A 25235-nucleotide genomic window follows, 5' to 3' on the forward strand; every position below is an offset into this window, starting at 1 on the left:
TTAAAACCTGTTTTTCAATCGATGTAATTGGTGTACGGTTTTGGGCCTCATAGTGGACGCCCGCTCGTCTTCACAAGTGGACATCTTACTTGAAGTCGCTAAAGCAGAGGATGTAGAATATGAAGTTTTGAGAAGGCGCGTTGCTTCTGGTAGAGTAATTATACCTAGAAATAGCACTAAGAAAAAGGCTAAAGTAGTCGCCATAGGCGAAGGGCTCTCCACAAAGGTCAACGTCAATGTCGGTACTAGTGGCGTCTACGTAGATCCCAGTTTAGAGCTCGCAAAAGTCAAAGTTGCAATTGAGTACGGAGCGGATACTCTAATGGACCTAAGTACTGGTGGAGACCTCGATGAAATCAGAAGAAGGCTCATAAAGGCTTCCGGAGGCCTGCCCTTCGGAACAGTACCGGTGTACCAAGCTTGGATTTACGGTGTAAAGAAGTATGGTAACGTAGCGAGTATACCTGAAGACTGGTTTCTCGAAATAGTAGAGCGCCACCTGCGTGATGGAGTAGACTTCATGACAATACATGCTGCTATAACGCGAGACCTCGCGGTAAAGGCTTTGAAGGGCAACAGGCTAATGCCCGTTGTTAGCCGCGGAGGGTCGATGATCGCGGCGTGGATCATGGAGACCGGAAAAGAGAACCCCTATTACTCTCAGTGGGATCGCGTCTTGGAGCTGTTTAGGGATTATGATGCTACGATAAGTCTCGGCGACGCTTTAAGACCAGGTTGTACAGCCGACGCACACGACGAATTGCAAATATCAGAGCTTGTAATGAACTCGAAGCTGGCACGAAGCGCCGTGGAAAGCGGTGTCCAAGTAATGATTGAGGGTCCCGGCCACATGACCATGGATAAAATTACAGCAGATATTAGGCTCATGAAAAGCCTGTCCGGTGGTTTACCGTACTACGTTTTAGGACCACTAGTAACGGACGTAGCAACTGGTTATGACCACGTAGCCGCGGCCATAGGCGCCGCAATAGCGGCTGCCGTGGGAGCGGACCTGATATGCTACCTTACACCTACAGAGCATCTTGGCTTACCGAGCGTTGAAGAGGTTAAGGAAGGACTAATAGCGTCAAAAATAGCCGCTCATGCAGGCGACTTAGTAAAGCTCGGCAGAAAGGCCGCTATGAAGGACGTCGAAGTCAGTATTGCAAGGGCGAGATTAGACTGGGAGAAGCAATTAAAGTACTCTTTAGACCCTGCGAAAGCCGTGAAAATCAGAGACCAGTTTGGCGGGGCAACGTTGAAGTCGTGTACTATGTGCGGTCAATACTGCGTATTCTTGATACTAGATAAATACACGAAGGACAGGAGGGGGCCAGGTTTGAACGAGTTACTAGATAGGTATCAAGGTGGTCTCTTTGAGCTGTAATCAGCATGGCGAGTCTTGGCTTTGGAGTACCTGGGTTAAAACACCTCTGCTAAAGGATGCGGAGATTCTCGTAGTTTCTGCGTGTCTGCCCGTGGTTAACCCAGAGCTGTATAGAAAGCTGTCAGAAGGTAAGGTAGTCTTATTTGCCTGTCCCGAGAGAGAAAACGCCACTCACTACGGCAAGCTTGCAAGCATGATCAGGTCTATGAAGCCGAAAAAACTCACGGTAGTCACTATTGATGGCAGTCCCCATTGTTTCGCGTTACAAGCATCTGTAAACGAAGCCGAGTACATTTTGGGCGAGAAGGTTGAAAGGGAGCACTACGTGGTCTTAAACGGAAAGGAGCTTAAACAAATATCTCCTGACGCCGTGAGGGTAGCGAGGTATCTTAGCGTGGTAAACGCTGTCGTGGAAAGGCATCCCGAAGTGCTAGACGAGCTGGGTAGGTACAGCAAGGAGTACAGTTTATCGAGGAAACTGGGGTAGCCATATTCGCGTCTTGCCTAGCTTCAATCCTACCTCAAGAACGTAGCCCACGCACAGGCGGCGAGTAGCTGTAGTATTGTCGGTATAAAGGCTACTCTGAACCAGCTACTCCACGTAACTCTTACCTTGGCCTTTTCGCAAAGACCTATAGCCACGATGTTCGCTGTAGACCCTATTGGCGTGAAGTTTCCGCCGAGCGTACCACCATATAGCAACACCCAGTATACCGACCTCGAGATTCCCATGGCTACCAGGCCGTCTGCTACGGGCGTAAACGCTACTATGACAGATAAGTTATCTAGAAACGCGCTAGTTGAAGCCGTTGTAACTAGGAGTATTTCACTCATGGCGAGCCCTCCTAGATGCGATGATAATATGCTAATCAAGTATGCTATTTTCATGGCCACCCCGGTCCAGAGTAGTGAGTGTCCGAGCATGAAGAGTGCTATGAAGAAGAACAGGGACGGCCACTCAACACCCTTTAATAGGGCTACTTCGAGCTTCTCGGGTTCGTATACCCATAGTGAGAGGAATATAAATACGTATGGTATAAACGAGAGAAACGCGTGAGGCTCTATTAAGTGCCCATAAATGCTTGAGAGGCCGCTCGCTAAAACGCTACTAAAGGATACCGTTAATAGGAACATTACAAGTAATGCTAGCCCATAGAATATGTGCACCCTGCCGCGTCTATCCACCCTTGTGTAGAACTCCGTGAAAACCACTTCTACTTTCTCGGGCTTAATGGACTCGATCAATTCCCTGATGCGCTGGCCTAGCAGCAGTCTGCTAACCACTACTAGTAGTAGGAGGGTTACTAGTGAAAGTGGTAACGCTACCCTGGCGAAATCCTCTGCGTGCAATCCAGCGGTAAAGGCTAAATATATGCCTATGGGGTTTCCAATGGGCATGGCCATGCTACCAGTGTTGGTTGCCAGCACAGCCAGTACAATAAATGGCGTAATATCCCTGCCTGTAAGCTTCTTGAAATCTAGAAGTAGCGCTATGACGTATATTATACTTGTAGCCTCGTCAACCGCAAGTGCTAGAAACCACGATATTGTCAAGAGCATTGTCAGGAAGATCGTCGGTGATCCTCTACTTGTACGCATTATCGTGAGCGCAATTAACCTGAACACCCCTAAAGACCTCAGTACGTAAGCGAAGATCATGCTGCCGATCAAGAAGAGTATTAACTTCCACTCTACGCCGGCAATTAGTTCTTGTGGTGGTACGACCCCTAAGAATACCAGTGCAAATACTGCAATGGTTGCAGCGAAGTACCTTAGTTTCATGGATATGGCCGTTAAGGCTATCACCGTTATGAATAACGAGAACGAGAGCGCTTGTTCTAGAGTGGTATGTTGTGAGTAAAACAATTGCAGACAGCCATCTTTGTGCGCTTCTCGCAACTGACACCAATAGGATATGAGCCTCTGCCCGACGCCGCTAGGCTCTATACTGATAGCCTTTAAAATAGTCAACGATGCTGCGAACGCGATTAAGAGCAGGGCCAGCGCATCTAATATACGGTCTTCACGGAGCCTAGACCACAAGACCTTAATTAAGTCTCCGACGAGCGTGTTGTTAAAGACGCGAAATAGGCGCCTCATCTTAATCACTTTAACAATCACGTAACCATTACTGGTTACCAGTTGTGTCTCTATCGGCAAGAGGTGTTTAAAAATAACAAGGTTTGGTTTTTGAGAGCACGGTCTTCCGGTGATTAAGTAAGGCGGTAACCCACACCCAGTCTACGAAGTAGAAGATCTAGCTCTCTAATGAAGAATACTATACTACTTTACGTAGACGCCGAAGTCCACGTGAGTGGGGTGGAAGTCCCTGAACCTGAACATGAAAGGGCATTTAAGAGAACATAAACGTACGTCCAGGGGCAAATGACGTAGGAGTCTACTACGAGGTACTATCTACTAAAACAGCGGAAGGAGGGCTAGCCTATTACAGCCAGTTCTTTTACTAGTCTACCAGTCTTGAACCTTTCCAACGTCAGGTTATTCGCTATTTCAATGCTTGGTTTTCCGCTGAGAATCCAATCTGCTATTAGTTTCCCGGTCACAGGCCCCATCATCATTCCATGACCGCTGAAACCGGCAGCTATGTACAAGTTTATGTACGGCTCAACAGGGCCGTATATCGGGTGGTGATCTGGAGTCATATCGTAGTAGCCCATCCAGTACCTCAAGACGTAGATGTGTTCGAGGAACGGTAGGAGCTCTCTCAAGGGTTTAATAGTTTTAGAGAATATGTCCACTCTCGTCGAATATATAGAAGCTCCCGGCACGTCTGTTATATCTCTCGCGAGATAGAAGGTCCCATGACTTGTCTGCGTTATGTACGGTGCCCCAGGCGTGTCCCAGTCAACTATTAATGCCGGTTTAAGAATGTTAACGTAAGGCTCCGTGACGATCGGGTGTCTAGGTATAGGCTCTATTGGCACATCCACGCCGACGGTCCTTAGAATTTCCTTACTACACTCAGCGGCCGCGATCACGAATACGTTGGCTTCCAGCGTCCCCCTCGTAGACTTAGCCGCCCTTATTTCGCCGTTCCCGGCTACGAGTTCTAAGACCTTGGTGTAGGGTATAACCTTCACGCCCATGCTCTTCACTTTCAAATAGAGCTTGGTAAAGTTCTCCAGCACACTCATTTTACCAGCTGTAGGGTCGAACATCGCGCCGGTAATGATCTTGGTGTTTAAGTGCGGTTCCAGCTCCTTAACGTCCTCTACGTTAAGTACCTTAGTGGGTATACCGAACTTGTGGTGAAAGTCTATGAGTTTCTTAAACGTATCTAGCGTCTCCTCCTTCCTTGCAACCCACAAATACCCCTTTTGCCACAGTTCAAACCCCAGCTCATCTCTAAGCTCAAGCCATCTCTTAATGCTCTCCTTCATCAGAACTACGTGTTCTGGCGATGTAAACGAGGACCTGAAACACGCCGCGTTCCTTAAAGTCGCACCACTACCTGGATAGCTCGCTTCTACGATAGTTACGTCTTCGACGCCGCGGTTCGCGAGCTCGTATGCGATGAATAAGCCACTTATACCGGCACCAATGATTAAGACCTTCATTCCTCTTCACCGGTTATGAGGTTTCTCAGCGGTACTGGGAATAGAGGAGGTCTAATGCGGAAATCCGCGATGACCTCGCTGAGGCTTTTACCCGTAACCCTCGCAAACAGCCTCGCGGCTATCATAATGCAACTTCTACCCTGGCATGGGCCGAATCCCAGCTTCAAGTACCTTCTTAAGAGCTCGAAGTTATCTATACCTTGCTCAATCGCTTTTTTAACTTCCTCCAATGTTACATCATTGCACCTACAGACTACGACTACTGTTTCTTCTCCACCCATATAGCCCTCACCTCCATCCCTAGCCCCTTAGGTACGCGGACCGTGACCGCGTAAGTCCTATTTCTTTCCCATACACGGATGACTGTACCCTTGCCGACGCGTTCACCTTTCTTGTTTAGGAGTACAACTTCGTCTCCTCGTTTCGGCACTGGAAGGAATTCGTGTGGTACTGTTACGTAGTCAGCATCCTCTTTGGATAAATCAACTACAAATGCCGCTAAGCCAGGACATACGACCACGCAAATTCCGCAACCAGTACACTTATTCCAGTCTACTACGGGAAGGTCTATTATACTCTTCATCTCTATGGCCTTCGTTGGGCAGTAAGGTACGCAGATGTTGCAGGGTATTTTCTCGGGACATTCTAATAGTGCTACAGGGCCTCTCTTCAGCCTCTCCTGAGGCGGCAGTAATCCCAGTTTCTCAAGCTCGTCTAGCTCGATCACGCCCGTTTCCCGGAAACGGTACCCGCTCATACAGAATCACCAAAGGAAATTGGCGGGGGATACGTCTTTCTCAGCTCACGTAGTTCTTCGCGACTTACTGTAGCGGTTTCTTTGCCTTTGCGAGCCCTCGCCAGTAACGGCGAAGCTCTGTATTCCTCCCACAGGAATTTCAAGATCCCTTCCATCTCGTCTAGGGCTTTGGAGGCCTTTGAGGTATCGCAGGACTTTGATGCTACAGAGAGAGCCGCGATCCTGCCCTCTAATATAGCTGTTGTAGCCTCCTCAATACCGGATGAATCGCCTGCCACGTACATGTTGACGACAGTTGTTTCTAAATCGCGCGTTCTGACAGGCACTATCCCCCCAAGTTCAGGTACGTATTTCATTACGGCACCGGCCTGCGCGTGAAGCCTTGTATCCGGTTCAAGTCCTATAGCGAGGAGTACTAGGTCGGCATCAAACTCTTTCTCGGTACCGGGCACGTAGTTGAACTTCTCGTCCACGGCAGCGACCACTGCTTTTCTAACCCTCATATCCCCTTCCACGTATCTCAATGTGTGTCTCGTGAGTATTGGTATACCGTACCTACGGATCTTAGCTGCGTGGACAAACCAGCCACCGATCTCCGGTAGTATTTCTACAACGGCCTTCACTTCGACGCCGGCTTGCAGTAATTGGTATGAGACTATGAGGCCGACGTTACCAGAACCCACCACTAGCGCCTTTTCTCCCGGTTTTACTCCAAACTCGTTCATTATCGTTTGCACGCCACCGGCCCCGATGACTCCGGGTAAGTCGTTATTGGGAAACTCTAGGAACCTCTCCTGCGCGCCAGTAGCAGCTATGAGAAACCTCGGTTTAATCACGTAGTGCTTATTTTCGCTTACAGCCCCTACCACGCCACCTCTAAAAACGCCATAAACTGCCGTCTCTGTTAATATCCTTATGCCAGGTGCATTGCGCAGCTTTTTGAGGTAGTTCTCTGCGATCTGAAAGCCCCTCATACCGCCAAAAAGCTCTACATTACCGAAGAACTTGTGCGTCTGCTTGAGTAGCTGTCCACCGAGCTTGAAGTGCTCGTCAACCACAACAACGTTTAGTCCGTAACTAGTAGCCGTTAATGCTGCTTCGAGCCCAGCCGGCCCGCCCCCTACTACCAGGACATCTGTTTCTATTTCCTCCTTTTCGACGTACTTTTCCTCGCTCGATATAGTTTTCACCTCACCCCAACCTTTCTGCCTCACCACTTTCAAGCCCTCCTTTACGGGAAGTTTACAGGTCTTAGTGTTTGAAACACCGTTTACTACCATGAAGCAACTGCTACACTTACCAATCATGCAGAAGGGTCCACGGGGCCTTGCCAGCTTACTACTCCAGGAGTAGACGTCTATTCCAATGGCATAAAGGGCTACAGCGACGCTCTCCCCTTCGTACGCGTCAACGGGGGTATCTTCGAAGTAGAATACTACTTTTTTACCTCTATGAAACGTTAAAATGGGGTGCTCGTATATCCTCCTATCTACCGGCGATTCGAACCACCTCTGGAATTATAGCTCCACCTATTTTTACCAAGGTGGGAATTTTTAAGCTTCCTACTAGTGGTAGAGGCTGGGTCACGGCATTCAATCGTTAAGATCCTCCATGTGCTTCTCAGCATTTAGGTCGCGCAACTGTAGGAAGGTGATCAGTGATCGAGGGCATCTTCACCGGTCAGGCAAACCCTGCCCACATCATTAGCAAAACCATCCAGCAAGATAACCATAGTTATTATTTTTCAGTAAACCTTAAAAGCATGGTTAAGGGCGCGCCCCTCAACCTGTAAGATATAATTACATGCTAAGGCACTGTATTACTAAGAGTCGGCTTCGGGGGTTTATTTATTGCCTGGAGATCATGTTTTAAGTGCCCTTAAACGGTGCTCAGATCTGCTGGTTGAGGTTAGGAAGTGCGTTAAGGTGTTACCGGGAGCAAGGCTATCCTTTAGGGACGCTACATGTGAGGAGGAACTTGACGGTTTCCGTGAATGTGCAGTATTGTCATTTATAACGGTAGAAGCTATTGAAAGAGCCAAATTCGCCGTAAAAGAGCTCTCCAATCTACTAGGTGAAGTAATACCAGGCATCGGAGGTCGCGGTTGGCTCTTACCGCGCGAAACTGGTGATTTTTCAAAGGATCCCTTAGAGCATTTGAAGAAGAAAATACTGCTATACACGTACGACCTGTTGCGTAGGAAGCTTAGTTTAGAGGATTACGCGTCGAAGGTCCGTTCTGCCGTTAATTCGAGTATGAGGTCTAATATGAGGACGGTGTACGAGGTATGGGTTTTAGCATCTATTTTAAAGCACTTCATCAAGTACTCTGCAAGGATAGTATACCCTGAACACGGCTTCGTGCACTTCGATAGACACGGTAAGCAAAAAACCGGCATCATGCCGCCAAACCTGGTGGTAGAAGTACCTGGTAAAGGAATGCTTAGTTTTTACCTAGAGGCGCCACGCCCGCTTGGCTGGAGGGATTTCAAGGACTTAAAGCAGGTTTGGAAGTTCTATACCAGCTTAAGGCCCGACATTATGATCTATTCGGGGCTGGTACTCGACATTGTTGACACCTCCTCGAGCGACATACCTGTACTCAGGCCGGAAGTCATCGTTGAATGTAAAGAGTTAGAAGACTGGTTCATCAGAACACGGGAACTCAAAGGCCCCGTAAACCCTACGCTTACATTCGATGAGTGGTTTAAGCGTTGGCTTTCCGGGCTGTGGACGGGTCTCGCAGACGTTCTTGGCGTGGACTCGAGCGTGGTAAAAGAAATCGTTGAGGGTAGGAGAAGGGGGGTAAGGGTTGCCGAAACCCAGTTAGTAAAGTTCTATAAGTCTATTTACAAGCCAAAGCACTTCTACCTCGTATCCTCGCCGAGGCTACCGGAGTACATTAAAAGCGAGCTGGAAATGGATGGTGTGACGGTATTTGATAACGCAAGAATAGGGTGCGTAGATTGCCTCGGAGACCTAGCCGAGGAGGTCTTAAAGCACACTAGACCAGTTAATACGAGCAATGTTATAACGGAACTAAGTGAACTTAAACGTGCACTTATGCAGAAAGGCCTATTTGTAGACGATACGAGCCTGACACGTTTAGTATTTAAATTTGCGTTAAAGAGAGCAGAGGAATTTATAAACTTCGTTAAGGTAGCCGAAACTTAGCGGGAATACCCACCTACTTAAAGTACAGCCAGCACTTAACAAACCGAGAACCCTCTACTTCAACTAATGGCGGCTCTTCTTTGGAGCATTTCTCAAGCATAAACGGACACCGCGGGTGTAAGCGGCAACCTCTAGGCGGGTTAGCGGGATCTCCTATTTCCCCCCTAAGGTACACCTTCTCCAGCCCCATTTCTTCGCTAACGAGCGGTATTGCGCTCAATAGCGCTTTCGTATAGGGATGTAGGGGGTCCTTCACAATGCTCTCTACGTGCCCTTCTTCGATTAGCTGAGCTAAGTACATTACGCCTATCCTGTTGGCCACAAGGCTCAGCAATACGATGTCGTGCGTTATGAATAAGATAGCCTGGTTGTGCTTTCTCTTGAACTCCAGTAGTAGTTGTATTATAGATGTTCTTATCGAGGCATCTAAGTTACTAGTTGGCTCATCTGCGACCACGTACTTCGGCCTCAGAATCATCGTACGCGCTATTACCGCTCTTTGCAATTGTCCTCCACTCAGTTCGCGAGGCCTCCTCTTGACGAAGTCCTCTACAGGTATTAAGCCGACTTCCTCTAGTGACTTGTAGACGCGTTCCATGGCCTCGCTCTTATCGATTCTGTAGTGCGTTATTAAAGGCTCTGCAACGGCCTCGCCAATCGTCTGTACGGGGTTAATGGCACCGTAAGGATCCTGTGGTATTAGTTGCATTTCACTTCTCAGGGGTCTTAAGGTCCTCTCGGGCATTTTAGTGATGTCGTTGCCTTTATATATTACCTTTCCTTTCACCGGCTTGTACAGTCTCAACGAGACCTTGCCGAGCGTAGATTTTCCACTACCGCTCTCTCCAACTAGCCCGTAGATTTCGCCCTCTAAGATTTTCAGGGAGACATGGTCAACCGCTCTTACTCTCTTTTTCCTTCCAAACACGCCGATCTCGAAATCCATAACCACGCTATTCAGTTCTAAGATCGTACTCATTGCTCACCACCAGCGAGGTGGCACGCTACGAAATGGTTACGCGCGATTTCGTTTAGGACCGGTGCAACTGATCTGCACTTCTCCTGTGCAAATGCACACCTCGGGTGAAAAATACACCCGGACGGCGGATTCCGCAGATCCGGTGGATATCCGGGAAGGAATTTAGGCATTCTCTTCTGGGACATTCTCGGTAACGACTCAAAGAGCGCTTTTGTGTAAGGGTGTATCATGTTAGCCAGTAATCTCTTTTTATCGGCGCGCTCCATTACGTAGCCACCATACATCACCATTATCGTGTCTGCCCTTTCCAGCGCTAGAGCCAAGTCATGCGTTATAAGGACCACTGAGGTGCCTACGCGCTTCCTGATGTCGTCGATCAGGTCCATTATCTGCCTTTGAACGATGACATCCAGCGCAGTTGTCGGTTCATCCGCGACCATCACAACGGGGTTTAGTGCTACTGCCATCGCTATCGAGACCCTCTGTTTTTGCCCTCCACTAAGTTGGTGGGGGTAAGAGTGCATGGCTCTTTCCGGCAAGCCCACAGCCACCAAGAATTCTTTGACCATGGCCCTTGCTTTGGCTCGCTCAACACCGTGTTCTATGAGGAATTCCTCGAACTGAGTGCCTAGTTTCCTTAACGGGTCTAGTGTTGTGAACGGGTCCTGGAAGATCATTGACACCTTGCTACCTCTGATCCTCCTAAGCTCCTCCGGGCCCAGCTTCAATATGTCTACTCCGTCTAGTAATACTTGCCCCCGTACAATTTTACCGGGTTTTGGAACCATGTTTAGCAAAGCATATCCCAATGTAGACTTTCCACTACCGCTCTCTCCAACCACGGCGACCATTTCACCTTTACCAAGTTGGAAGCTCGCACCTGAAACGGCGTGCACTACCCCGCTCAACGTGTAGTATTTGATCCAGAGGTCGCTTACTTCTAGAACCTCCTTCAATGTTCTACCCCCTTGACGCCGATTTCGAGACGCCCTCGCTTATAAGCGCAAAACCCAGTGCGAGCAGTGTGATCATGATGCCGGGAAAGACGAGCATCCACCATGCCCCAGCTAGTATAAACCCCCTGCCCTTGTAAAGATCAAATCCCCAGTCGGGCGTGGGCGGCTGGACGGTAAGGCCCATAAAGCTCAACGCGGCCTCCGTGAGAATGGCGTCTGCGCTGTTCATGCTGAAAACAACCATTAAAGTCTGTGTTAGGTGTGGAAGGATGTGCCTTAAGACTATTCTCGTTGATGGTATTCCAAGGGCCCGGGCCATTTCAATGAAGAGCTCGTTTTTAATGCTTAGAACCTGCCCTCTAACCATGCGAAAATACGTGGGTATGTAAACGACCGCTATCGCTATAGCGGCATTTAGCGGGCTGGGACCCAGCGCGACTGACAATGCTATTGCTAGTATTAAAGGTGGAAATGCGTAGATAGAGTCCATTACAAATGACAGTATGCGGTCTAGAACTCCGCCAACATACCCGCTTATAAGCCCTATAATTGTTCCTACCATCCCGCTTAAACACACTGCAATCATCACGATGGTGAGCATTATCCGTGAACCGTGAATTATCCTAGACAGCATATCTCGTCCGAGATTATCTGTTCCCACCAAGTACCGCGGAGAAGGTGGCTGTAGGGGTGGCCCCACACCTTCTACCGGTGAGTACGGAGAGATCACATCAGCTAGGAGGGCCATTAGTATGAAGATAGATATTATTGTTAGCCCTGCTAGGAAGTACGGGCTCTTGACGATCTCCAGCTTCATCAGCACTCCCTTATGTTGCACTAGTACCTCACCCTGGGATCTACTAAAGCGTAGATTAGATCGACAATTAAGCTGGTTAACCCAACTATGATCGCGAATACTATGATGACGGCTTGAATGGCCGTGTAATCGCGATACATAACCTTGTCTACCAGGTATGTTCCTATTCCAGGCCAGCTGAACGTTGTCTCGGTTAATACGGCTCCTCCCATTAAGAGCGCGAATTGAAGCCCGGTGTAGGTTACTATGGGTATTAGAACATGCCTAAATGCATGACGCTGGATGCGCTCCTCTCTTATCCCCCTAGACCTGTAGGCTACTATGATCTTAGACTCCATTACCTGCTCCATGTTGTTCAAAGTTAACCTCATGTATGGGCCTGAAATAACCAATCCTAAGGTGAAAGCTGGCAGTATTATATGCGCTACGGCATCGACGAACTCCATTACATTTAGTTGAAGGAGAGTATCGATCGTGTAAAGCCCCGTTATCGGCTTAACGAAAACTTCAGCGGAAAGCCTACCGCCAGTTGGTAGTAGATTAAGCCACTTAGAAAATACAAGCTGTAATGTGAGCCCGAGTGCGGGTATGAATAGCACGAAGACTGTGGATCCAAGTAGCCTAGTAAACGCTTTGAGGAACTCGTTTCCACTGCGAGCACTAAGGTAACCGATACCCACGCCTATTGCAATACTGAAAATTATTGCCCAGATTGAGAGCTCCAGCGTTGCCGGCAGTCTATCCAGTATGTCGCTGGCGATAGGTCTCCCACGTATAACCATCGACTTACCCATGTCCCCTTTAGCGAAGTTTAGTAGGTATTCAAAGTACTGCACGTAGAGCGGTTTATCTAAGCCGAGTTCTTTCATAATAGCCTGTAACTGCTCTTCGGGAATGTTCTTTGTACCCAGTGCAGCTAGTACCGGGTTTCCCGGAAGCACTCTTAAAACCACGAATACCAGAGTGTAGAGAATGAGTATTGTTGGAATTATCAGTAGTCCTCTAATTAAGATGTAACGCGCTAACCCCATTCCTGCGACCTCCAGCTCCGTGCTCCCTATGAGTTTACTGCATAAAGCTATTTAAGTTATATATATAAATATATTACACGAAGGTGGGGGCATTGGCTAGGAGGCCTCTCATAGCTGTGACAATAGTAGTTATAGCGATCATCGTGATCGCGGCTGTGCTCCTGCTTTATCCAGGAGCCCCTCCAGCACCCGCCCCAACAGCACCCGCTTACGCGGAAACAGTTGTCATGGGTGTAACGGACAAGGTAACCGACCTAGATCCCTCAAATGCGTATGATTTCTTCACCTGGGAAGTCCTCTCTAACATCATGGAGGGTTTGATTAAGTACAAGCCGGGAACAGATGAGCTTGTCCCAGGCATAGCTGAAAGGTGGGAAGTCCTCGATAATGGTGCCACTTGGTTATTTTACTTGAAGAAGAATGTTACCCTGTGCGATGGGAAGCCGGTTAAAGCACAAGACGTCGTAAGGAGTATTAAGCGGGTAATGACCATTCAAGGAGACCCTTCATGGCTTGTTACGGAGTTCGTTGAAGACGTGATTGCCATTGACGATTACACCGTTAAATTCGTTCTCAAAACCCCGGCAAGCTATTTCTTAGCAGTTGCTGCAACCCCTCCTTACTTTACAGTGCACCCAAGCTACCCTGACAGTGAAATAGTGAGCGATGCGATGTGGGGTGGTGCAGGACCGTACTGCATAAAGGAGTTTAAGAGAGATGAGTATATAGTACTCGAGGAGAACCCCCACTATCACGGTGAACGGCCTAAGACCAAGAGATTTATTATAAAGTTCTACAGAGATGCAACAGCGCTTAGACTGGCACTTGAAAACGGCGAGATCGATATCGCGTGGAGGACTCTGAGACCTCAGGATTACGTAGATCTTTCAAAGAACCCCAATTTCGTCGTTGAATCTATACCTGGAACCTTCATAAGGTACATCATTATAAACGTAAAAATGGACCCTGTAAGTAACGTGCTCGTTAGAAGGGCTATAGCAGCCGCAATAAATAGAACGGAGATCGCCGAAAAGGTGTTCTTTAACACCATGTCACCACTTTATAGTCTTATCCCGGCAGGTATGTGGGGTCACATTGACGCCTTCAAAGATAAGTATGGGCCTGGACCCGATATCACGCTATCGAGAGAATTGCTAAGACAGGCAGGGTACAGTGAAGAAAACAAGCTGATAATAGAGCTATGGTATACTCCAACACACTACGGTGACACCGAAGCCGATGTCGCCGCACTGATTAAGAGGCAGCTAGAAGCCACAGGCATTATTAAAGTGGAGATCAAGAGTGCCGAATGGGCAACTTACGTGGATTACGCTAGAAATGCCAGAATGATGCTGAGCCTCTTCGGCTGGTATCCAGACTACATAGACCCTGACAACTTCTTAACGCCATTCCTAATGAGCACGGCCAACAAATGGACGGGGTCGCAATACGCGAACCCAACCGTCGATGATCTACTAAGAAATGCCATGATCAAGGTGGATAAAGGCGAGAGAGCAACCATATACGAGCAGGTTCAAAGAACTCTAGCGGATGACGTCCCATTCATACCGCTACTCCAGGGCAATTTGATGATCGTGCATGCTAAGAACGTGCATGGTGTGATTGTAGGTCCACCAATGCTATTACCATACTATACGATCTATAAGCCGGCGGGTTAGCCGCCAGCCTCACATCGACATTTTTAAACTTTAAACAAAGTAGTTTTTAGTTTAGTTGGACGTTTCCTGCCCCAGTTGTTGGGGATGGCTTTACACTATTCTCTAGTCCCTCCCCATGTACCCCAATGAAGTCTCAGCAACCCGGAGTCGCTGATAAGTACATATAGGGCAAAGAGCTCTACAAGCCCTCTTAGAAAACGCATCAAAAAGCTGGGAAAGGTCGAGCACCTTTCGAAGCGTAGATCATTTAAATAACGTTAAAACCTCCGAGACGTGAACGTATTACGGTGACACCCACTTATGGTCAATAGGGTTTTCTTAGTGGAGGAGTTTGTGTACCGCGTCGAGCGGGAGGGTTACCAGCCCCGCGAAGAGGAGGTCAGGCGCGTGGGCGAGCTTCTTGGCCAACCAACGAGGAAGCTTGAGGTGGTGCTCAATAGGTATTGGCAGGTCTTTACTAAATATGTTGACAAGAAGTGCAGCAGTGCCGGTTCTCAGTCCATTTGTATATACTCTTGGAAGGTAAACACGCCCTTCCGTGTATTTCCCTTAGCGCTACACGCCTTCGGCACAGTAATACAGTTTGATGGTGATAGACCGGCAAGGGTACTAGCTTACCCGTTTAACAAACCGCTAAGCTACGCTAAGTCACCTGGTATTTCCGAAGAGAAGTGCGGTGACCTGGTTCCACGAGAAGTCTCTATGAGGATTGACGGATGGCACCTAACAGCGTATTACAATCCACTACTTAGTAGGTGGATTTTTGCAACGAGATACGCGTTGCACAACATGTACTATAGAAAAGGCAAACTAGTGGAAGAGCCGTTGAACACTATTGCAAATCCCTACGTTATAGTAGCCGACGCTATAGCTGAACGCGATGGCCTTTACAAAGCGCTAGATAATTACCGTGGGTGGACATTTACATTTGTCTTGGAAGGAGCCGAGCCTGCCGTTACGAAGCCACCTTATCCGATTGGCGTGGAGACGGAGAAATACAAGTTATACCTGCTCATGGCGAGAGACCCCGAAGGAAGACTATATAGCTGGAGTGAGACTTACAAGCTAGTTAACTACCGGGCACCGGAATTAGTAAAGCCGAGGATGATAAAGGAACTATACGCGGAGGTTAAGCGGAGACTCGACACGAGGTCTTACATCGCGTACGTGGATGTGGGTGATCCTGAAAACCCGCTTCTAGTAGAACTCGAGTCAGACTACTACTCGGACGCCATGAGTGTTAAGTACCTTTATGATGCTAAATCGGTAGCCATCCTCGTCTCGGAAGGGGTTGCCAGCGATCTGGCGAAACTAGTGGACGTTAATGTAGCTAAACGGGTATTAGAGGTCGAACGTGCGTATAGGAGCCTCGAAGAATTGCTACTTAACGCTGTCAGTAAGAACATGGTTAAAGAGGCCTCCGAGAAACTCGTTAACGCTGTCAAGGAAATGGGCATCACTACTTTACACGTAAACGAGGTTTTAAAAAACCTCGGTGAGGGTAATGTAAAGCGCGTCCTAAAGAAGGTACTCTCACTAGTGTTCGAAGGAAGGTCACTTTTATCAGGGGACTTACTAGAGTACATTGAAAGACTCGTTGAGGCGCTACGGGAATCGAAGTGATCTTCTAGTCCATACAACTGCCCCTTCGAATGAGCCACCATTTGCAGTTCAGCAATTCTACCACCATCCCTACCATGTGAAAGGAAACAGTTGATGCTTAGAGATACCCTACGAGTAAGTAGCCAGTACCATGGAGGGGTGATCGTGGCGCTACGTGAACGGTTTAATCAACGTCGTGGTTCCCGCTTAAGATTCATGAATTTTAGCTCGGAAGCGATGAAACTAGATTTCGGTGATGAGCACTGAAGGTCGCTGTATATACGGAAAAAGCCCCTAAACCCGTTGGTCCTTACAGCCAGGCAATCTGCACCAATGGCTGGCTCTTTTTATCTGGGCAAATTCCAGTGGACCCCATTACCGGTAGCCCCATCGAAGGAGACTTCAAGGTAAAGGTAAGGCGTGTATTAGAAAGCATTAAGGCGATTGTAGAGGCCACGGGAGGCACATTACGAGACATAGTCAAGGTAACCGTATTCCTGAGGAATATTTCAAGGTTCCAGGAGTTCAATGAAGTTTACAAGGAGTACTTCTCCGAGGAGCCTCCGGCTAGGAGCGTGGTCGAAGTAAGCGGTTTACCCCGGGATTCCGACCTAGAGGTCGACGCGGTAGCTTATGTTGGTAAGTGCAGGTAGAGCTAGGTCCAATGATCAAGATTACTCTTTTTTAACGTAAGGTTTATAAGTTACACGATACCATATATTCTTAGGCTCAACCGCCAGCTTAGTAACGAGGGATCTCTTATCGCATTTTTTCAGAAGAAAGTGGTAAGCCTTATCGATGATTATGCCAGTAGACTGAACCTGCCAGTACAGGTCATTATCGAGGCCAAGTTAATCGCGGAGAGGTCCATTGTAAAAGACATAGCACTAGGCTATAGACCTGAAGAAGTTGCGGCTGTTAGCATATACGTCGCGTGTAGAAGAAATAAAGTACCACTCTCATTTAGAGAAGTAGTAAAAACAACCCGGGTGAGTAGAGTTAAACTGGGAAACCTGTACAAGAGGATTCTAATACACCTCGACGTTAAGATGCCTTTATCGAGCCCCGAAGACTACCTGTATAAGAGGCTAGTACCATTGCTCGAAGTAAAAAACGAAGTCGTCTCCCGTGCAAAGGACATAATAGAAAAGCTCAGAAACAGGGGGCTTGCTGGTGGCAAAAACCCCGGCGCAGTGGCAGCTGCAGCACTTTACATAGCATCACTTTCCCTTAAACAGCCCGTGAGAATTAGTAGGCTTGCAAAGGCCGCTGGGGTGACCACGGTTACTATTAAAAACGTTACGAAAAGCCTTACGCGAGCCCTAAACTTATAGTTCTAGCTGGAGCGCCGTTATTTACCTCGTACTGTATAACTCTCTGACTGGGGTGCGCTTGGCTGGCGAGAAGAAGTTCGACTATTATGATGTGGCTGAGGCAGTTAAGAAGTGCTTAGAGCAGGTGAACGCTAGTTACATAGAAATACTCATCACGCCTCTAAGGAGTGGTTACAGAGTGGAGATTTATCCCCAGCAAACCCGCCAGCTCCTAGAAATGCTTGCTCGCTGTGTGTCGAGGCTCCTTGAAGCCGGTACCGAAATGAAGGAATGCCCTTACGGCGTAACACTAGTAGTAAAGAGATAAATTACATTGCTTACCTAATAATATACAAGGTTGGTGTATGCATTGAAGTTTAGACCTAAGATCCGTCCTTTTAGGCAGGAACATTATAGGTGGATGAGAGAGGGCGTTCCGAACTTCGATGATCGAATATTCCAGCACATCAAGGAACTGGAGGTTATAGCGAAGAAGGACGTGAAGCGGGTTTCACCGATCACTCCCATAATGAGAGCGCTCGAGGAGATGGCACGCTCGTACAGAAGCCTCGTGGTAACCTCCACCGACCTCTTCGCGGGGCTAGTTACAGTTATGAAGGTCGTGAATTACCTCGGTGGAGGGGATTTATTTCAGTTAGTTGAAAGAAAACACAAATACAACATATACTCGGCCCTAAACAGGGAAACGGTAGAAAGTATTACCGAGAAAAACCCCGTTGTCGTGTACGTGGATGAAAGTATACGAGAGGCACTAATGAGAATGATCGTGTACGGAGCTGGCATCTTACCGGTCTTAAAGCGAAGTGGTGAAGTTTACGGTATCGTAACGGAGCACGACTTCGTTAAGTACCTTGCTGGGACGGTATCGATAGGCCTAAGGGCGAGGGACTGCATGTCGAGCCCTGTGATCACCGTGAACGAAGGTACTAATTTAAAAAAAGCCTTAGAAACCATGGTGCATTACGGCTTTAGGAGGCTCCCGGTGGTAAACGATGAGGGTGTTGTAAGTGGAATAATTACGGCCGTGGACATTGTGAAGGGGTTTGGAACACACGATCTCATAGAGCGCTCTCAGAGCGGCGATATACGTGAAGTATTAGCACTCCCCATCACGAATATAATGGTGAGGGACGTTGCAATCGCCCATCTAGAAGACGACTTAGCGCACGTGGTGAGCACGATGCTTAGTAGAAATGTGAGCTCCGTCCTGGTTATCGATGAAGAGGGGGTTCTCAAGGGCATTGTAACCGAGCGCGATGTTCTTTATGCAATTTTAGCTCCGAAATAGTTCACTAAGCTCCGTCCGCACGTTTAGGCTCATTTTTATTTAAAGACCTTTACGGAGTTAATTTTACGGTCTTGTATATGAGTGACGAGCCGAGATTTATAGTAGATAACATGTTGGGGACAGTTGCACGATGGTTGAGGATACTGGGTTACGATACCGTGTACGATAAAAAGGCTGAAGACTGGCAAGTGCTGAGGAGGGCTGAGCTCGAGAAGAGAGTTATCGTGACACGAGATAGGGCATTACACAATAAGGCAATCAAGCTCGGTTTGAAGAGCATACTGCTCTGGGAAGACGGCATGGCTGATAGGCTTGCGCACGTAGCAGTAGTCACTGGTATAAGGCTCAGCGTAGACTTTCAAAGAACCCGTTGCCCCGAAGACAATACGCCATTGGTAAAGGTAGATAAGGAAAAGGTGAAGGAAAAAGTTCCACTTAATGTTTATAAGCTACATGGTGATTTCTGGGAATGCCCTAGGTGTGGTAAAGTTTACTGGATCGGCAGTCACTGGAGAATGATAGAAAGGATCCTCAGTGATGCCAGGGAAAAACTGGAAGCTTTAAAGGATAAAGTGGCTATTTAGTTAGCGTGTTTGATACGTAGTGTATTGAAAGCCTAGGTGAGCCAAGTGAAACCTATTCACCCCTCCGAGCTAACGTACGAAGAAGGCGTGTACCTTGTAAAGCTCGCAAGAAAAGCCATTGAAGAGTATCTCAGAACTAATGAACGCTTCAAGCCCACAGACATTCCCGGCGAAAAACTACTGAGACCTGGCATGACCTTCACGACGTTGGAAACGCTGAACACAGCTACTGGTAGGACCAGCCTAAGAGGCTGTATAGGCTTCTTGGCTCCAATTCACAGCTTAGTGGAGTCAGTTGTAGAATCGGCCATTGAAGCCGCCACCGGTGACCCCAGATTCCCGCCAGTAGAGCTTTGGGAAATGGACCAAATCGTGGTAGAGGTTACAGTGCTCTCTGAACCCGCTAAACTAGATGCGACTGATAGGCTTGAACTAGTAAAACGCGTAGTAATAGGTAAACACGGCTTAGTGGTGGAGAAGGGGTGGTTTAAGGGAACATTGCTACCCGTAGTCCCCGTAGAGTACTGCTGGGATGAGGAGACGTTTCTAGCTGAGACCTGCCTAAAGGCCGGCTTGAAACCGGACTGCTGGCTGGACCCCGCTACTAGAGTGTACTACTACGAGGGGAGGGTGTTCAGGGAAAAGACTCCGCGCGGAGAAGTATACGAAAGGGATATGAACAAGGAGTACAAGGAAGTTTGCCGGCTTACCGGGTAGGAGGGTTCAAGGACCCCGACACCCTCAACTACATGTCTAGCTGGTACCTTGCAATGTGGTAGTAGCAAAGGACTTGGGGAATCACCCATGGAAGTCTGGTTGTTTTGGGTCATGGGCTTAACGCTATCGACCTGTACGGGGGCCTTTCTGGTAAGGAGATTCAGGGACTCCTACGGTTACCCTGTACTGGTATCGCTGTACGTTGCGTTTATACTAGTATCGAACATCCTAGCGAGCAGGCTCGTAGTGTACAATCTCTTCGGAGTCGTGGCGGTAACTGCCGGTGCAACCCTGATCTTCCCCTTCGTGGCCCAGATAGTAGACATGGTGAACGAGGTTTACGGTAGAAAGGCGTCTTACATGGCGGTACTAATAACCCTCATGGTAAACATCATCGCAAGTACTTTAATATGGCATGTAGCTTGCGAAGAACCCGCACTAGAGGAAATGGGCTTATCGAGGGATCTAGCAGTAGTCTACGATGAGGCGTGGAGGTTTTACATGTTACAAACGCCGAGAATAGTAGTGGCCTCTTACACGGCGTTCTGGGTAGCAAATATTCTCGATGCGAAGATCTTCGCTGATCTGAAAAGGCACTTCTACGTCAAGTATAAAGAGGCTTATAAAGACGTGAAGATAGTAACAACGTTCGTGCTCGTTAGGAGCATTATAAGCGACTTGGTAAACATGGTTGTCGATAGCCTCGTATTCTTCCCACTAGCGTACGCTTTGACAGTGCCCTGGGAGGTTTTACCGGAAGTAATACTCGGCGGTACGTACGTCAAGGTAGTAATAATCTTGCTAACACAGCCGTTCCTGATAGCTTATAGGTTGCTGATTAGGGACGTTCCGAGGGTTATAGATTAGGCCCTTACATGATTATACTACATGATAATAGACTGGCTAGGCTGGGTGAAATGGTTGAAGCTCACAACTAAAGATGTTATTAACATACCTTACACCACTGTGTTGGACTCGCTTGTGCGTTTTGTAAGAGAGTACTTCAAGGATAGTGGGGCTATTAGGGTCGTCATGGGGTTAAGTGGAGGTCTGGATTCCTCCGTACTCTTAGCACTATTAGTCAAGGCCCTTTCACCCAGTAGAGTTACAGCTCTAATACTGCCTGATAGTAACGTAACGCCTGAAGAAGACACGAAAGACGCTGTCGAGCTGGCGAGGTCCATGGGCGTGGAACACCACGTCGTATACATCGATCAAATAGTTGAGGCGTATAGGGTTGCACCCTTCGTACAAATAGCCGAGGACATCCCTACGGGTAATCTGAGAGCTCGCATTAGAATGAACGTCCTCTACTACTACGCGAACAAGTACAACGCCGTGGTGGCCGGGTCTAGTGATAGGAGTGAACTACTAATAGGCTATTACACTAAGTATGGTGACGGCGCTGCCGACTTCCTTCCACTCGGGTGCCTGTACAAGACCCAGATCAGAGAGCTCGGAAGGCATCTTGGATTGCCTAGCCAAGTAGTCTACAAGCCTAGTGCACCGAGGCTTTGGAAGGGGCACACGGCACTGGGCGAACTTGGTTATAGCTATGATGAAATAGACTTGGCATTATACGCCCTCTTCGACTTAAGGATGGGTATAGATGATGCAGTTCAAGCAACAGGCCTACCTGTAGAGCTCTTCGAGAAGGTGCTATTAATGCATAGAAAAAGCCGGCACAAAAGAGTTGCTCTACCTATACCTAGTTTGCCGTGGCTTTCCGCTCCAATACGGGAGATCTAATGTAAATACTCACCAGGAACGGCCTTTCCTCGAGTCTAATAGCACCCGGCTCGTAGTGTAGAACAATTCTCTTGGGCGCGAACACGATGGAGAGGGCTAACCGGGCGCTTTCAGCCTTTACTACTAACTCGTAAACATCACGTACAGTATTATCAGTTCTCACGATCAAGCCTTTTCTGTACTCATGTACCTCTAGCCTACCCGGAGGAAGGGCTCCAGGCGTTCCTTCAACTACTAGTACTCCTGGGAGTTCCATGGAGACGTTTGCCTTCCCGCTGAGGAGCACCTCACCACTTATACCGCTACTTTTGCTGACCCTGATCTCGCCAGCCACCTCCCCGTGTATAAAGACCTCTGTAGCCGAGTATGGTTTACCGCCAACCTCCACGAGGCTATTCCGTATTTTCACAATAGGCATTAAGAAGACCCCCTATCAATACTCTAATAGGAGATGGTGGAATAAAAGCAATAGCTTGTTACGTTCACAGACCGCTCAACGCCACTGTTCTGGCAGAAACAGCGTCGTCGGCTGGGCTAGTACGGTATTACTGGTACTTTACCAAACCTCTTCAAGTCTACAATATCTCCTGGGTTGCCTGTCACGGGAATTGCTCTAAGCGCTAAGGGTCGGGACTTAACGTACGCTACCGCCATAGTGCTAGCTACGAGTTGAGTAAACATCTCTCTATTTTCCGGTACCACGACCATGTCCAATCCTGCAACGCATGTAGCAGCGTACGCCAAGAAGTCCCTGGCCCTGATCAGCCCGCTGGCTCCGTACTCTACGAGTGTGAGGTCCTCCGCATACGGTAGCATTACCTCGTTAAAGCCCGTCCTTAGGCGCTGATCCGAGCACTTCTGTATGTACCTGTTCATCAACCACGTACAATACTGCGCACCCGGTTCTAAGAGCGGGCACTCGATTACACTATATAGCTCCGCTACGCTGTTATCCATCCACGGAGATAAGCTGTAGTCCACGACTACTGGCAACTGCGAGATACTCTTGACAATACTCGCTACTTTTTCAACCTCACTGAAAACGCGCTCGAATGACTTGCCGAGGCTTAACCCGCTCCTTACCAATTTAACCAAATACCTCGGGTACAGAAGCGCTAATCCAATCGCTCTGAGTCCTTTACTTGACGAGTCCGGGAAGTACGGTGTTTGGAAGTCTTCGTCGTGAAAGCCTATCGCTATTCTAGTAGCAAATACGGGGTCTTTTAATGAAGCATCGTGAAATATTTGCGAATACGTCTTCGCGTCGTCAACATTGGGCTCCTTTGCATGGAGCAACGGTACATATAGTCCACTCGTAGCGAGATTAACGACATCCGTGGGTTTTAACGCCTTGGAGTAGCCTATGCTGACCAGCACGTCTTTACTCACACGATCTACCAGCCTATAGGCGAGCTCTCTTGATCCTCCAGGCAGGGAAATTCTTTTTGTGAACACTCCATACCCGTACTCTTTAAGCGCCTTCTCAACCCGGGTGAGAACGTCTTCAGCTATCTTAAGTTCGTTTTCAGCATCCTGGAGCGTTTCAATTCTACCCGTAAAGAAAGTTATAGCTCTAATCATGATGTCCGCGCCCAAAGAGGTCACCACGAGTTCATAAGAAGGGTCACAGTTATAAGCTAAAGTTCTACGGGACGATTTCATTCACGCGCATGGTGCGGGATTAGCACTACTGCATGCTAGGCTTATAAACTACACTAATAATATAGATAACCCTCGGTGGTCAATTATTGAAGCCTGAGGTTAGAGTGAAGCCCGGTAGTCCCGGATCGAAGTCTAAATACTGGATCGAAGAGCACTACAAGCACATTGCGACAACGACACACGATCCTGAAATACTACCACTGGTGATCGAGAGGGCAGAGGGGGCGTGGATTTACGACGTGGATGGAAACAGGTACTTGGACTTTTCTAGCGCGATAAGCGTTTGTAACCTCGGCTATCCCACGCACCCCGAAGTGAAGAAAGTAGTATTTGAGCAGCTCGAAAAGCTGGCACACGGTGCGGGTACAGACTTCTTTAACCCTTATCAGGTTGAACTGGCCAAGAGACTAGTAGCCATAACTCCCGGTAGCATGCCTAAGAAGGTGTTCTTCGCGAATAGCGGTACAGAGGCCAACGAGGCCGCGATTAAGCTAGTGAGACAGGCTACTGGAAAGAAATTCATAATAGCGTTCTACGGAGGGTTTCACGGGAGAACCATGGGCACTTTAGCGACAACTGCAAGCAAGAGCGTCCAGAAAAAGGGGGTATTTCCCTGGATGCCCGGAGTAGTGCATGTACCCTATCCGAATCCCTTTAGAAACCCGTGGCATGTTGACGGATACGAACAACCCGGCGAACTGGTGAATAGAGTGTTGGAGTTCATTGAAGAATACGTATTTGATAAGCTAGTGCCGCCGGAAGAAGTCGTAGCTACCATTTCCGAGCCTATTCAAGGCGAAGGCGGTTACGTTGTGCCGCCGAGCACTTTCTTTTCCGAGCTCAAAAAGCTCTTAGATAGGTATGGAGTGTTACTTATAGATGACGAAGTTCAGATGGGTCTTGGCAGAGCAGGCAGGATGTTTGCAATAGAGCACTTCAACACTGTGCCAGAAGTAATAACTCTGGCTAAGGCTCTCAGCGGCGGTGTCATACCAATAGGTGCAACTATTTTCAAAGCCGACTTAGACTTCAGACAGCCTGGCGTTCACAGCAACACTTTTGGAGGACACGCACTAGCGTGCCTGGTCGCGTTAAAGACTATAGAGATCGTTGAAAGGCTATTACCTCACGTACAGGCGCTTGAAAAGATTTTCCGCGAAGAACTACTGCCTCTCAAGGAAAAATTCGAGAGAGTTGGCGATGTCAGGGGCATTGGATTAGCGTGGGGCGTCGAGTTCGTAACTGATAAGAAGTCAAAGAGGCCGGATGCCATGACACGCGGCAAGGTCGTGAAAACAGCCCTCGAAAAGGGGCTAGTGATGCTCCCATGCGGTAAAAGCGCTATTAGGTTAATACCACCGCTTACGATAAGCGAGGAGGAGGCCAAGATCGGGTTAGAAATATTTAAGCAAGCCGTGGCCGAGTCTGCGTAACCATTTATTACATAAAAGTCATTAATACTATGATAGCGAGTGCCACGATTAACAGAATGACTCCAGTGGCCATGAGCATTTTAATTAATAAAGTTCTACGGGTACTCCGAACCACTGCTTTCTCCTCTTTGCGCGTTTCAGCCTCCTCCACCCTAAATGTCGCCTCGCGGCTAATGCTTAGTCGCTTTTCTTCCCTACATGGGATCTCTGAGAGGATTCGAGCCAGAATATCCGCGTATTCTCTAAGCTTTTTAATCCTAGGATCCCGTTGAATGCTGGCCTCGACTACGTCCCTGTAGCAGGATAAGGCCTTGAGCTCGTTAGCTATTAATGGGTGTTTTAGGGTCTTTTCAAAAAGCTCTCTCGCCCTTTCCACGTTGCCGTAACAATAGTCTTCTAAGTCGTATACTAGAGAGGATAGCTTAACTAAATATCCATCGATGCTTTTGGAATGCCTCAGCTCCTCCGCTAATACTTGTATCTTTTCCTGGAACCACAAGTCCATGCTT

At 48.1% G+C, this 25235-nt stretch carries 26 protein-coding genes; 14 read left to right on the top strand and 12 right to left on the bottom strand.

What is annotated here, in order from left to right:
* The first annotated feature begins 40 nt into the window (after nt 1-40).
* Together thiC and QXU03_03855 are read left to right on the top strand one after the other, a co-directional pair.
* Entirely contained in the window at nt 41-1387 is a 1347-nt protein-coding gene (thiC, locus tag QXU03_03850; protein ID MEM2170874.1) for a phosphomethylpyrimidine synthase ThiC, read from the top strand.
* Nucleotides 1377-1874, top strand: a complete 498-nt coding sequence (locus tag QXU03_03855) for a 4Fe-4S ferredoxin (GenBank protein MEM2170875.1) — start codon at nt 1377-1379, stop codon at nt 1872-1874. Before thiC ends, QXU03_03855 begins: the two co-directional genes overlap by 11 nt.
* 29 nt (nt 1875-1903) lie before the next feature.
* Here the strand turns inward: QXU03_03855 and QXU03_03860 are convergent, their stop codons facing one another.
* From QXU03_03860 to QXU03_03880, 5 genes are all read right to left on the bottom strand, one after another.
* Nucleotides 1904-3487: an SLC13 family permease gene (locus QXU03_03860; protein ID MEM2170876.1), complete on the bottom strand. Its 1584-nt coding sequence runs from the start codon at nt 3485-3487 to the stop codon at nt 1904-1906.
* Between the two features lie 338 nt (nt 3488-3825).
* Complete coding sequence (locus QXU03_03865) at nt 3826-4965, bottom strand: FAD-binding oxidoreductase (GenBank protein MEM2170877.1); 1140 nt, start codon at nt 4963-4965, stop codon at nt 3826-3828.
* Nucleotides 4962-5246 carry a (2Fe-2S)-binding protein gene (locus tag QXU03_03870; GenBank protein MEM2170878.1) on the bottom strand — a complete coding sequence of 95 codons (285 nt, stop codon included), beginning with the start codon at nt 5244-5246 and terminating at the stop codon, nt 4962-4964. Before QXU03_03870 ends, QXU03_03865 begins: the two co-directional genes overlap by 4 nt.
* Entirely contained in the window at nt 5225-5722 is a 498-nt protein-coding gene (locus tag QXU03_03875) for a 4Fe-4S binding protein (GenBank protein MEM2170879.1), read from the bottom strand. Before QXU03_03875 ends, QXU03_03870 begins: the two co-directional genes overlap by 22 nt.
* Nucleotides 5719-7203, bottom strand: coding sequence for an FAD-dependent oxidoreductase (locus QXU03_03880; protein MEM2170880.1), 1485 nt, complete (start codon nt 7201-7203; stop codon nt 5719-5721). The genes QXU03_03875 and QXU03_03880 overlap by 4 nt, the downstream gene beginning before the upstream one ends.
* A 369-nt stretch (nt 7204-7572) precedes the next feature.
* On the opposite strand from QXU03_03880, the gene QXU03_03885 reads away from it, so the two are divergent.
* The gene (locus QXU03_03885) at nt 7573-8895 is read left to right on the top strand and encodes a hypothetical protein (protein MEM2170881.1); all 1323 of its coding nucleotides are present in this window, start codon (nt 7573-7575) and stop codon (nt 8893-8895) included.
* 13 nt (nt 8896-8908) lie between these two features.
* On the opposite strand, the gene QXU03_03890 is transcribed toward QXU03_03885, so the two are convergent.
* From QXU03_03890 to QXU03_03905, 4 genes are read right to left on the bottom strand one after another with little or no spacing between them, the layout of a single operon-like run.
* Nucleotides 8909-9874: an ABC transporter ATP-binding protein gene (locus tag QXU03_03890; protein MEM2170882.1), complete on the bottom strand. Its 966-nt coding sequence runs from the start codon at nt 9872-9874 to the stop codon at nt 8909-8911.
* Nucleotides 9871-10830 carry an ABC transporter ATP-binding protein gene (locus tag QXU03_03895; GenBank protein MEM2170883.1) on the bottom strand — a complete coding sequence of 320 codons (960 nt, stop codon included), beginning with the start codon at nt 10828-10830 and terminating at the stop codon, nt 9871-9873. Before QXU03_03895 ends, QXU03_03890 begins: the two co-directional genes overlap by 4 nt.
* 4 nt (nt 10831-10834) lie before the next feature.
* Nucleotides 10835-11668 (bottom strand): ABC transporter permease, encoded by an 834-nt coding sequence (locus tag QXU03_03900; protein MEM2170884.1) that lies wholly within the window; start codon nt 11666-11668, stop codon nt 10835-10837.
* A complete protein-coding gene (locus tag QXU03_03905; GenBank protein MEM2170885.1) occupies nt 11668-12678 on the bottom strand; it encodes an ABC transporter permease in 1011 nt (336 codons plus the stop codon). The genes QXU03_03900 and QXU03_03905 overlap by 1 nt, the downstream gene beginning before the upstream one ends.
* An 83-nt stretch (nt 12679-12761) precedes the next feature.
* Here QXU03_03905 and QXU03_03910 point away from each other — a divergent pair, with 83 nt between their 5' ends.
* The 10 genes from QXU03_03910 (at nt 12762) to QXU03_03955 (ending at nt 21631) form a co-directional block, all read left to right on the top strand.
* Nucleotides 12762-14357 carry an ABC transporter substrate-binding protein gene (locus QXU03_03910; protein MEM2170886.1) on the top strand — a complete coding sequence of 532 codons (1596 nt, stop codon included), beginning with the start codon at nt 12762-12764 and terminating at the stop codon, nt 14355-14357.
* A gap of 300 nt (nt 14358-14657) precedes the next feature.
* Nucleotides 14658-15980, top strand: a complete 1323-nt coding sequence (locus QXU03_03915; GenBank protein MEM2170887.1) for a hypothetical protein — start codon at nt 14658-14660, stop codon at nt 15978-15980.
* Nucleotides 15981-16222: 242 nt separating this feature from the next.
* Nucleotides 16223-16612, top strand: a complete 390-nt coding sequence (locus QXU03_03920) for a RidA family protein (GenBank protein MEM2170888.1) — start codon at nt 16223-16225, stop codon at nt 16610-16612.
* A 129-nt stretch (nt 16613-16741) separates the two neighbouring features.
* Nucleotides 16742-17293, top strand: a complete 552-nt coding sequence (locus QXU03_03925) for a hypothetical protein (protein ID MEM2170889.1) — start codon at nt 16742-16744, stop codon at nt 17291-17293.
* Nucleotides 17294-17351: 58 nt separating this feature from the next.
* A complete protein-coding gene (locus tag QXU03_03930; protein ID MEM2170890.1) occupies nt 17352-17600 on the top strand; it encodes a hypothetical protein in 249 nt (82 codons plus the stop codon).
* 42 nt (nt 17601-17642) lie between these two features.
* Complete coding sequence (locus tag QXU03_03935) at nt 17643-18581, top strand: CBS domain-containing protein (protein ID MEM2170891.1); 939 nt, start codon at nt 17643-17645, stop codon at nt 18579-18581.
* A 77-nt stretch (nt 18582-18658) separates the two neighbouring features.
* Nucleotides 18659-19165 (top strand): Mut7-C RNAse domain-containing protein, encoded by a 507-nt coding sequence (locus QXU03_03940; protein ID MEM2170892.1) that lies wholly within the window; start codon nt 18659-18661, stop codon nt 19163-19165.
* Nucleotides 19166-19210: 45 nt separating this feature from the next.
* Nucleotides 19211-19882 carry a TIGR00296 family protein gene (locus QXU03_03945; protein ID MEM2170893.1) on the top strand — a complete coding sequence of 224 codons (672 nt, stop codon included), beginning with the start codon at nt 19211-19213 and terminating at the stop codon, nt 19880-19882.
* 87 nt (nt 19883-19969) lie between these two features.
* Complete coding sequence (locus QXU03_03950; protein ID MEM2170894.1) at nt 19970-20749, top strand: queuosine precursor transporter; 780 nt, start codon at nt 19970-19972, stop codon at nt 20747-20749.
* 21 nt (nt 20750-20770) lie between these two features.
* Complete coding sequence (locus QXU03_03955) at nt 20771-21631, top strand: NAD+ synthase (protein MEM2170895.1); 861 nt, start codon at nt 20771-20773, stop codon at nt 21629-21631.
* On the opposite strand, the gene QXU03_03960 is transcribed toward QXU03_03955, so the two are convergent.
* Both QXU03_03960 and QXU03_03965 read right to left on the bottom strand, forming a co-directional pair.
* Complete coding sequence (locus QXU03_03960; protein MEM2170896.1) at nt 21591-22049, bottom strand: hypothetical protein; 459 nt, start codon at nt 22047-22049, stop codon at nt 21591-21593. The two genes, QXU03_03955 and QXU03_03960, sit on opposite strands and share 41 nt — an antisense overlap.
* Before the next feature lie 116 nt (nt 22050-22165).
* Nucleotides 22166-23227, bottom strand: coding sequence for a DUF711 family protein (locus QXU03_03965; protein ID MEM2170897.1), 1062 nt, complete (start codon nt 23225-23227; stop codon nt 22166-22168).
* A 152-nt stretch (nt 23228-23379) separates the two neighbouring features.
* On the opposite strand from QXU03_03965, the gene QXU03_03970 reads away from it, so the two are divergent.
* On the top strand, nt 23380-24726 hold the full coding sequence (locus QXU03_03970) for an acetyl ornithine aminotransferase family protein (protein ID MEM2170898.1): 1347 nt from the start codon (nt 23380-23382) through the stop codon (nt 24724-24726).
* Nucleotides 24727-24733: 7 nt separating this feature from the next.
* Here the strand turns inward: QXU03_03970 and QXU03_03975 are convergent, their stop codons facing one another.
* The gene (locus tag QXU03_03975; protein MEM2170899.1) at nt 24734-25231 is read right to left on the bottom strand and encodes a hypothetical protein; all 498 of its coding nucleotides are present in this window, start codon (nt 25229-25231) and stop codon (nt 24734-24736) included.
* Nucleotides 25232-25235: the final 4 nt, after the last annotated feature.

Source organism: Desulfurococcaceae archaeon, assembly GCA_038845865.1.
Taxonomy (GTDB): domain Archaea; phylum Thermoproteota; class Thermoprotei_A; order Sulfolobales; family Desulfurococcaceae; genus UBA285.

What these genes read in the sequence shown, in the direction of transcription:
- QXU03_03960 (MEM2170896.1), bottom strand. Translation starts at nt 22,049, where the DNA reads ATGCCTATTGTGAAAATACGGAATAGCCTCGTGGAGGTTGGCGGTAAA.
- QXU03_03860 (MEM2170876.1), bottom strand. Translation starts at nt 3,487, where the DNA reads ATGAGGCGCCTATTTCGCGTCTTTAACAACACGCTCGTCGGAGACTTA.
- QXU03_03975 (MEM2170899.1), bottom strand. Translation starts at nt 25,231, where the DNA reads ATGGACTTGTGGTTCCAGGAAAAGATACAAGTATTAGCGGAGGAGCTG.
- QXU03_03905 (MEM2170885.1), bottom strand. Translation starts at nt 12,678, where the DNA reads ATGGGGTTAGCGCGTTACATCTTAATTAGAGGACTACTGATAATTCCA.
- QXU03_03950 (MEM2170894.1), top strand. Translation starts at nt 19,970, where the DNA reads ATGGAAGTCTGGTTGTTTTGGGTCATGGGCTTAACGCTATCGACCTGT.
- QXU03_03940 (MEM2170892.1), top strand. Translation starts at nt 18,659, where the DNA reads ATGAGTGACGAGCCGAGATTTATAGTAGATAACATGTTGGGGACAGTT.
- QXU03_03955 (MEM2170895.1), top strand. Translation starts at nt 20,771, where the DNA reads ATGATAATAGACTGGCTAGGCTGGGTGAAATGGTTGAAGCTCACAACT.
- QXU03_03875 (MEM2170879.1), bottom strand. Translation starts at nt 5,722, where the DNA reads ATGAGCGGGTACCGTTTCCGGGAAACGGGCGTGATCGAGCTAGACGAG.
- QXU03_03870 (MEM2170878.1), bottom strand. Translation starts at nt 5,246, where the DNA reads ATGGGTGGAGAAGAAACAGTAGTCGTAGTCTGTAGGTGCAATGATGTA.
- QXU03_03865 (MEM2170877.1), bottom strand. Translation starts at nt 4,965, where the DNA reads ATGAAGGTCTTAATCATTGGTGCCGGTATAAGTGGCTTATTCATCGCA.
- QXU03_03915 (MEM2170887.1), top strand. Translation starts at nt 14,658, where the DNA reads ATGGTCAATAGGGTTTTCTTAGTGGAGGAGTTTGTGTACCGCGTCGAG.
- QXU03_03890 (MEM2170882.1), bottom strand. Translation starts at nt 9,874, where the DNA reads ATGAGTACGATCTTAGAACTGAATAGCGTGGTTATGGATTTCGAGATC.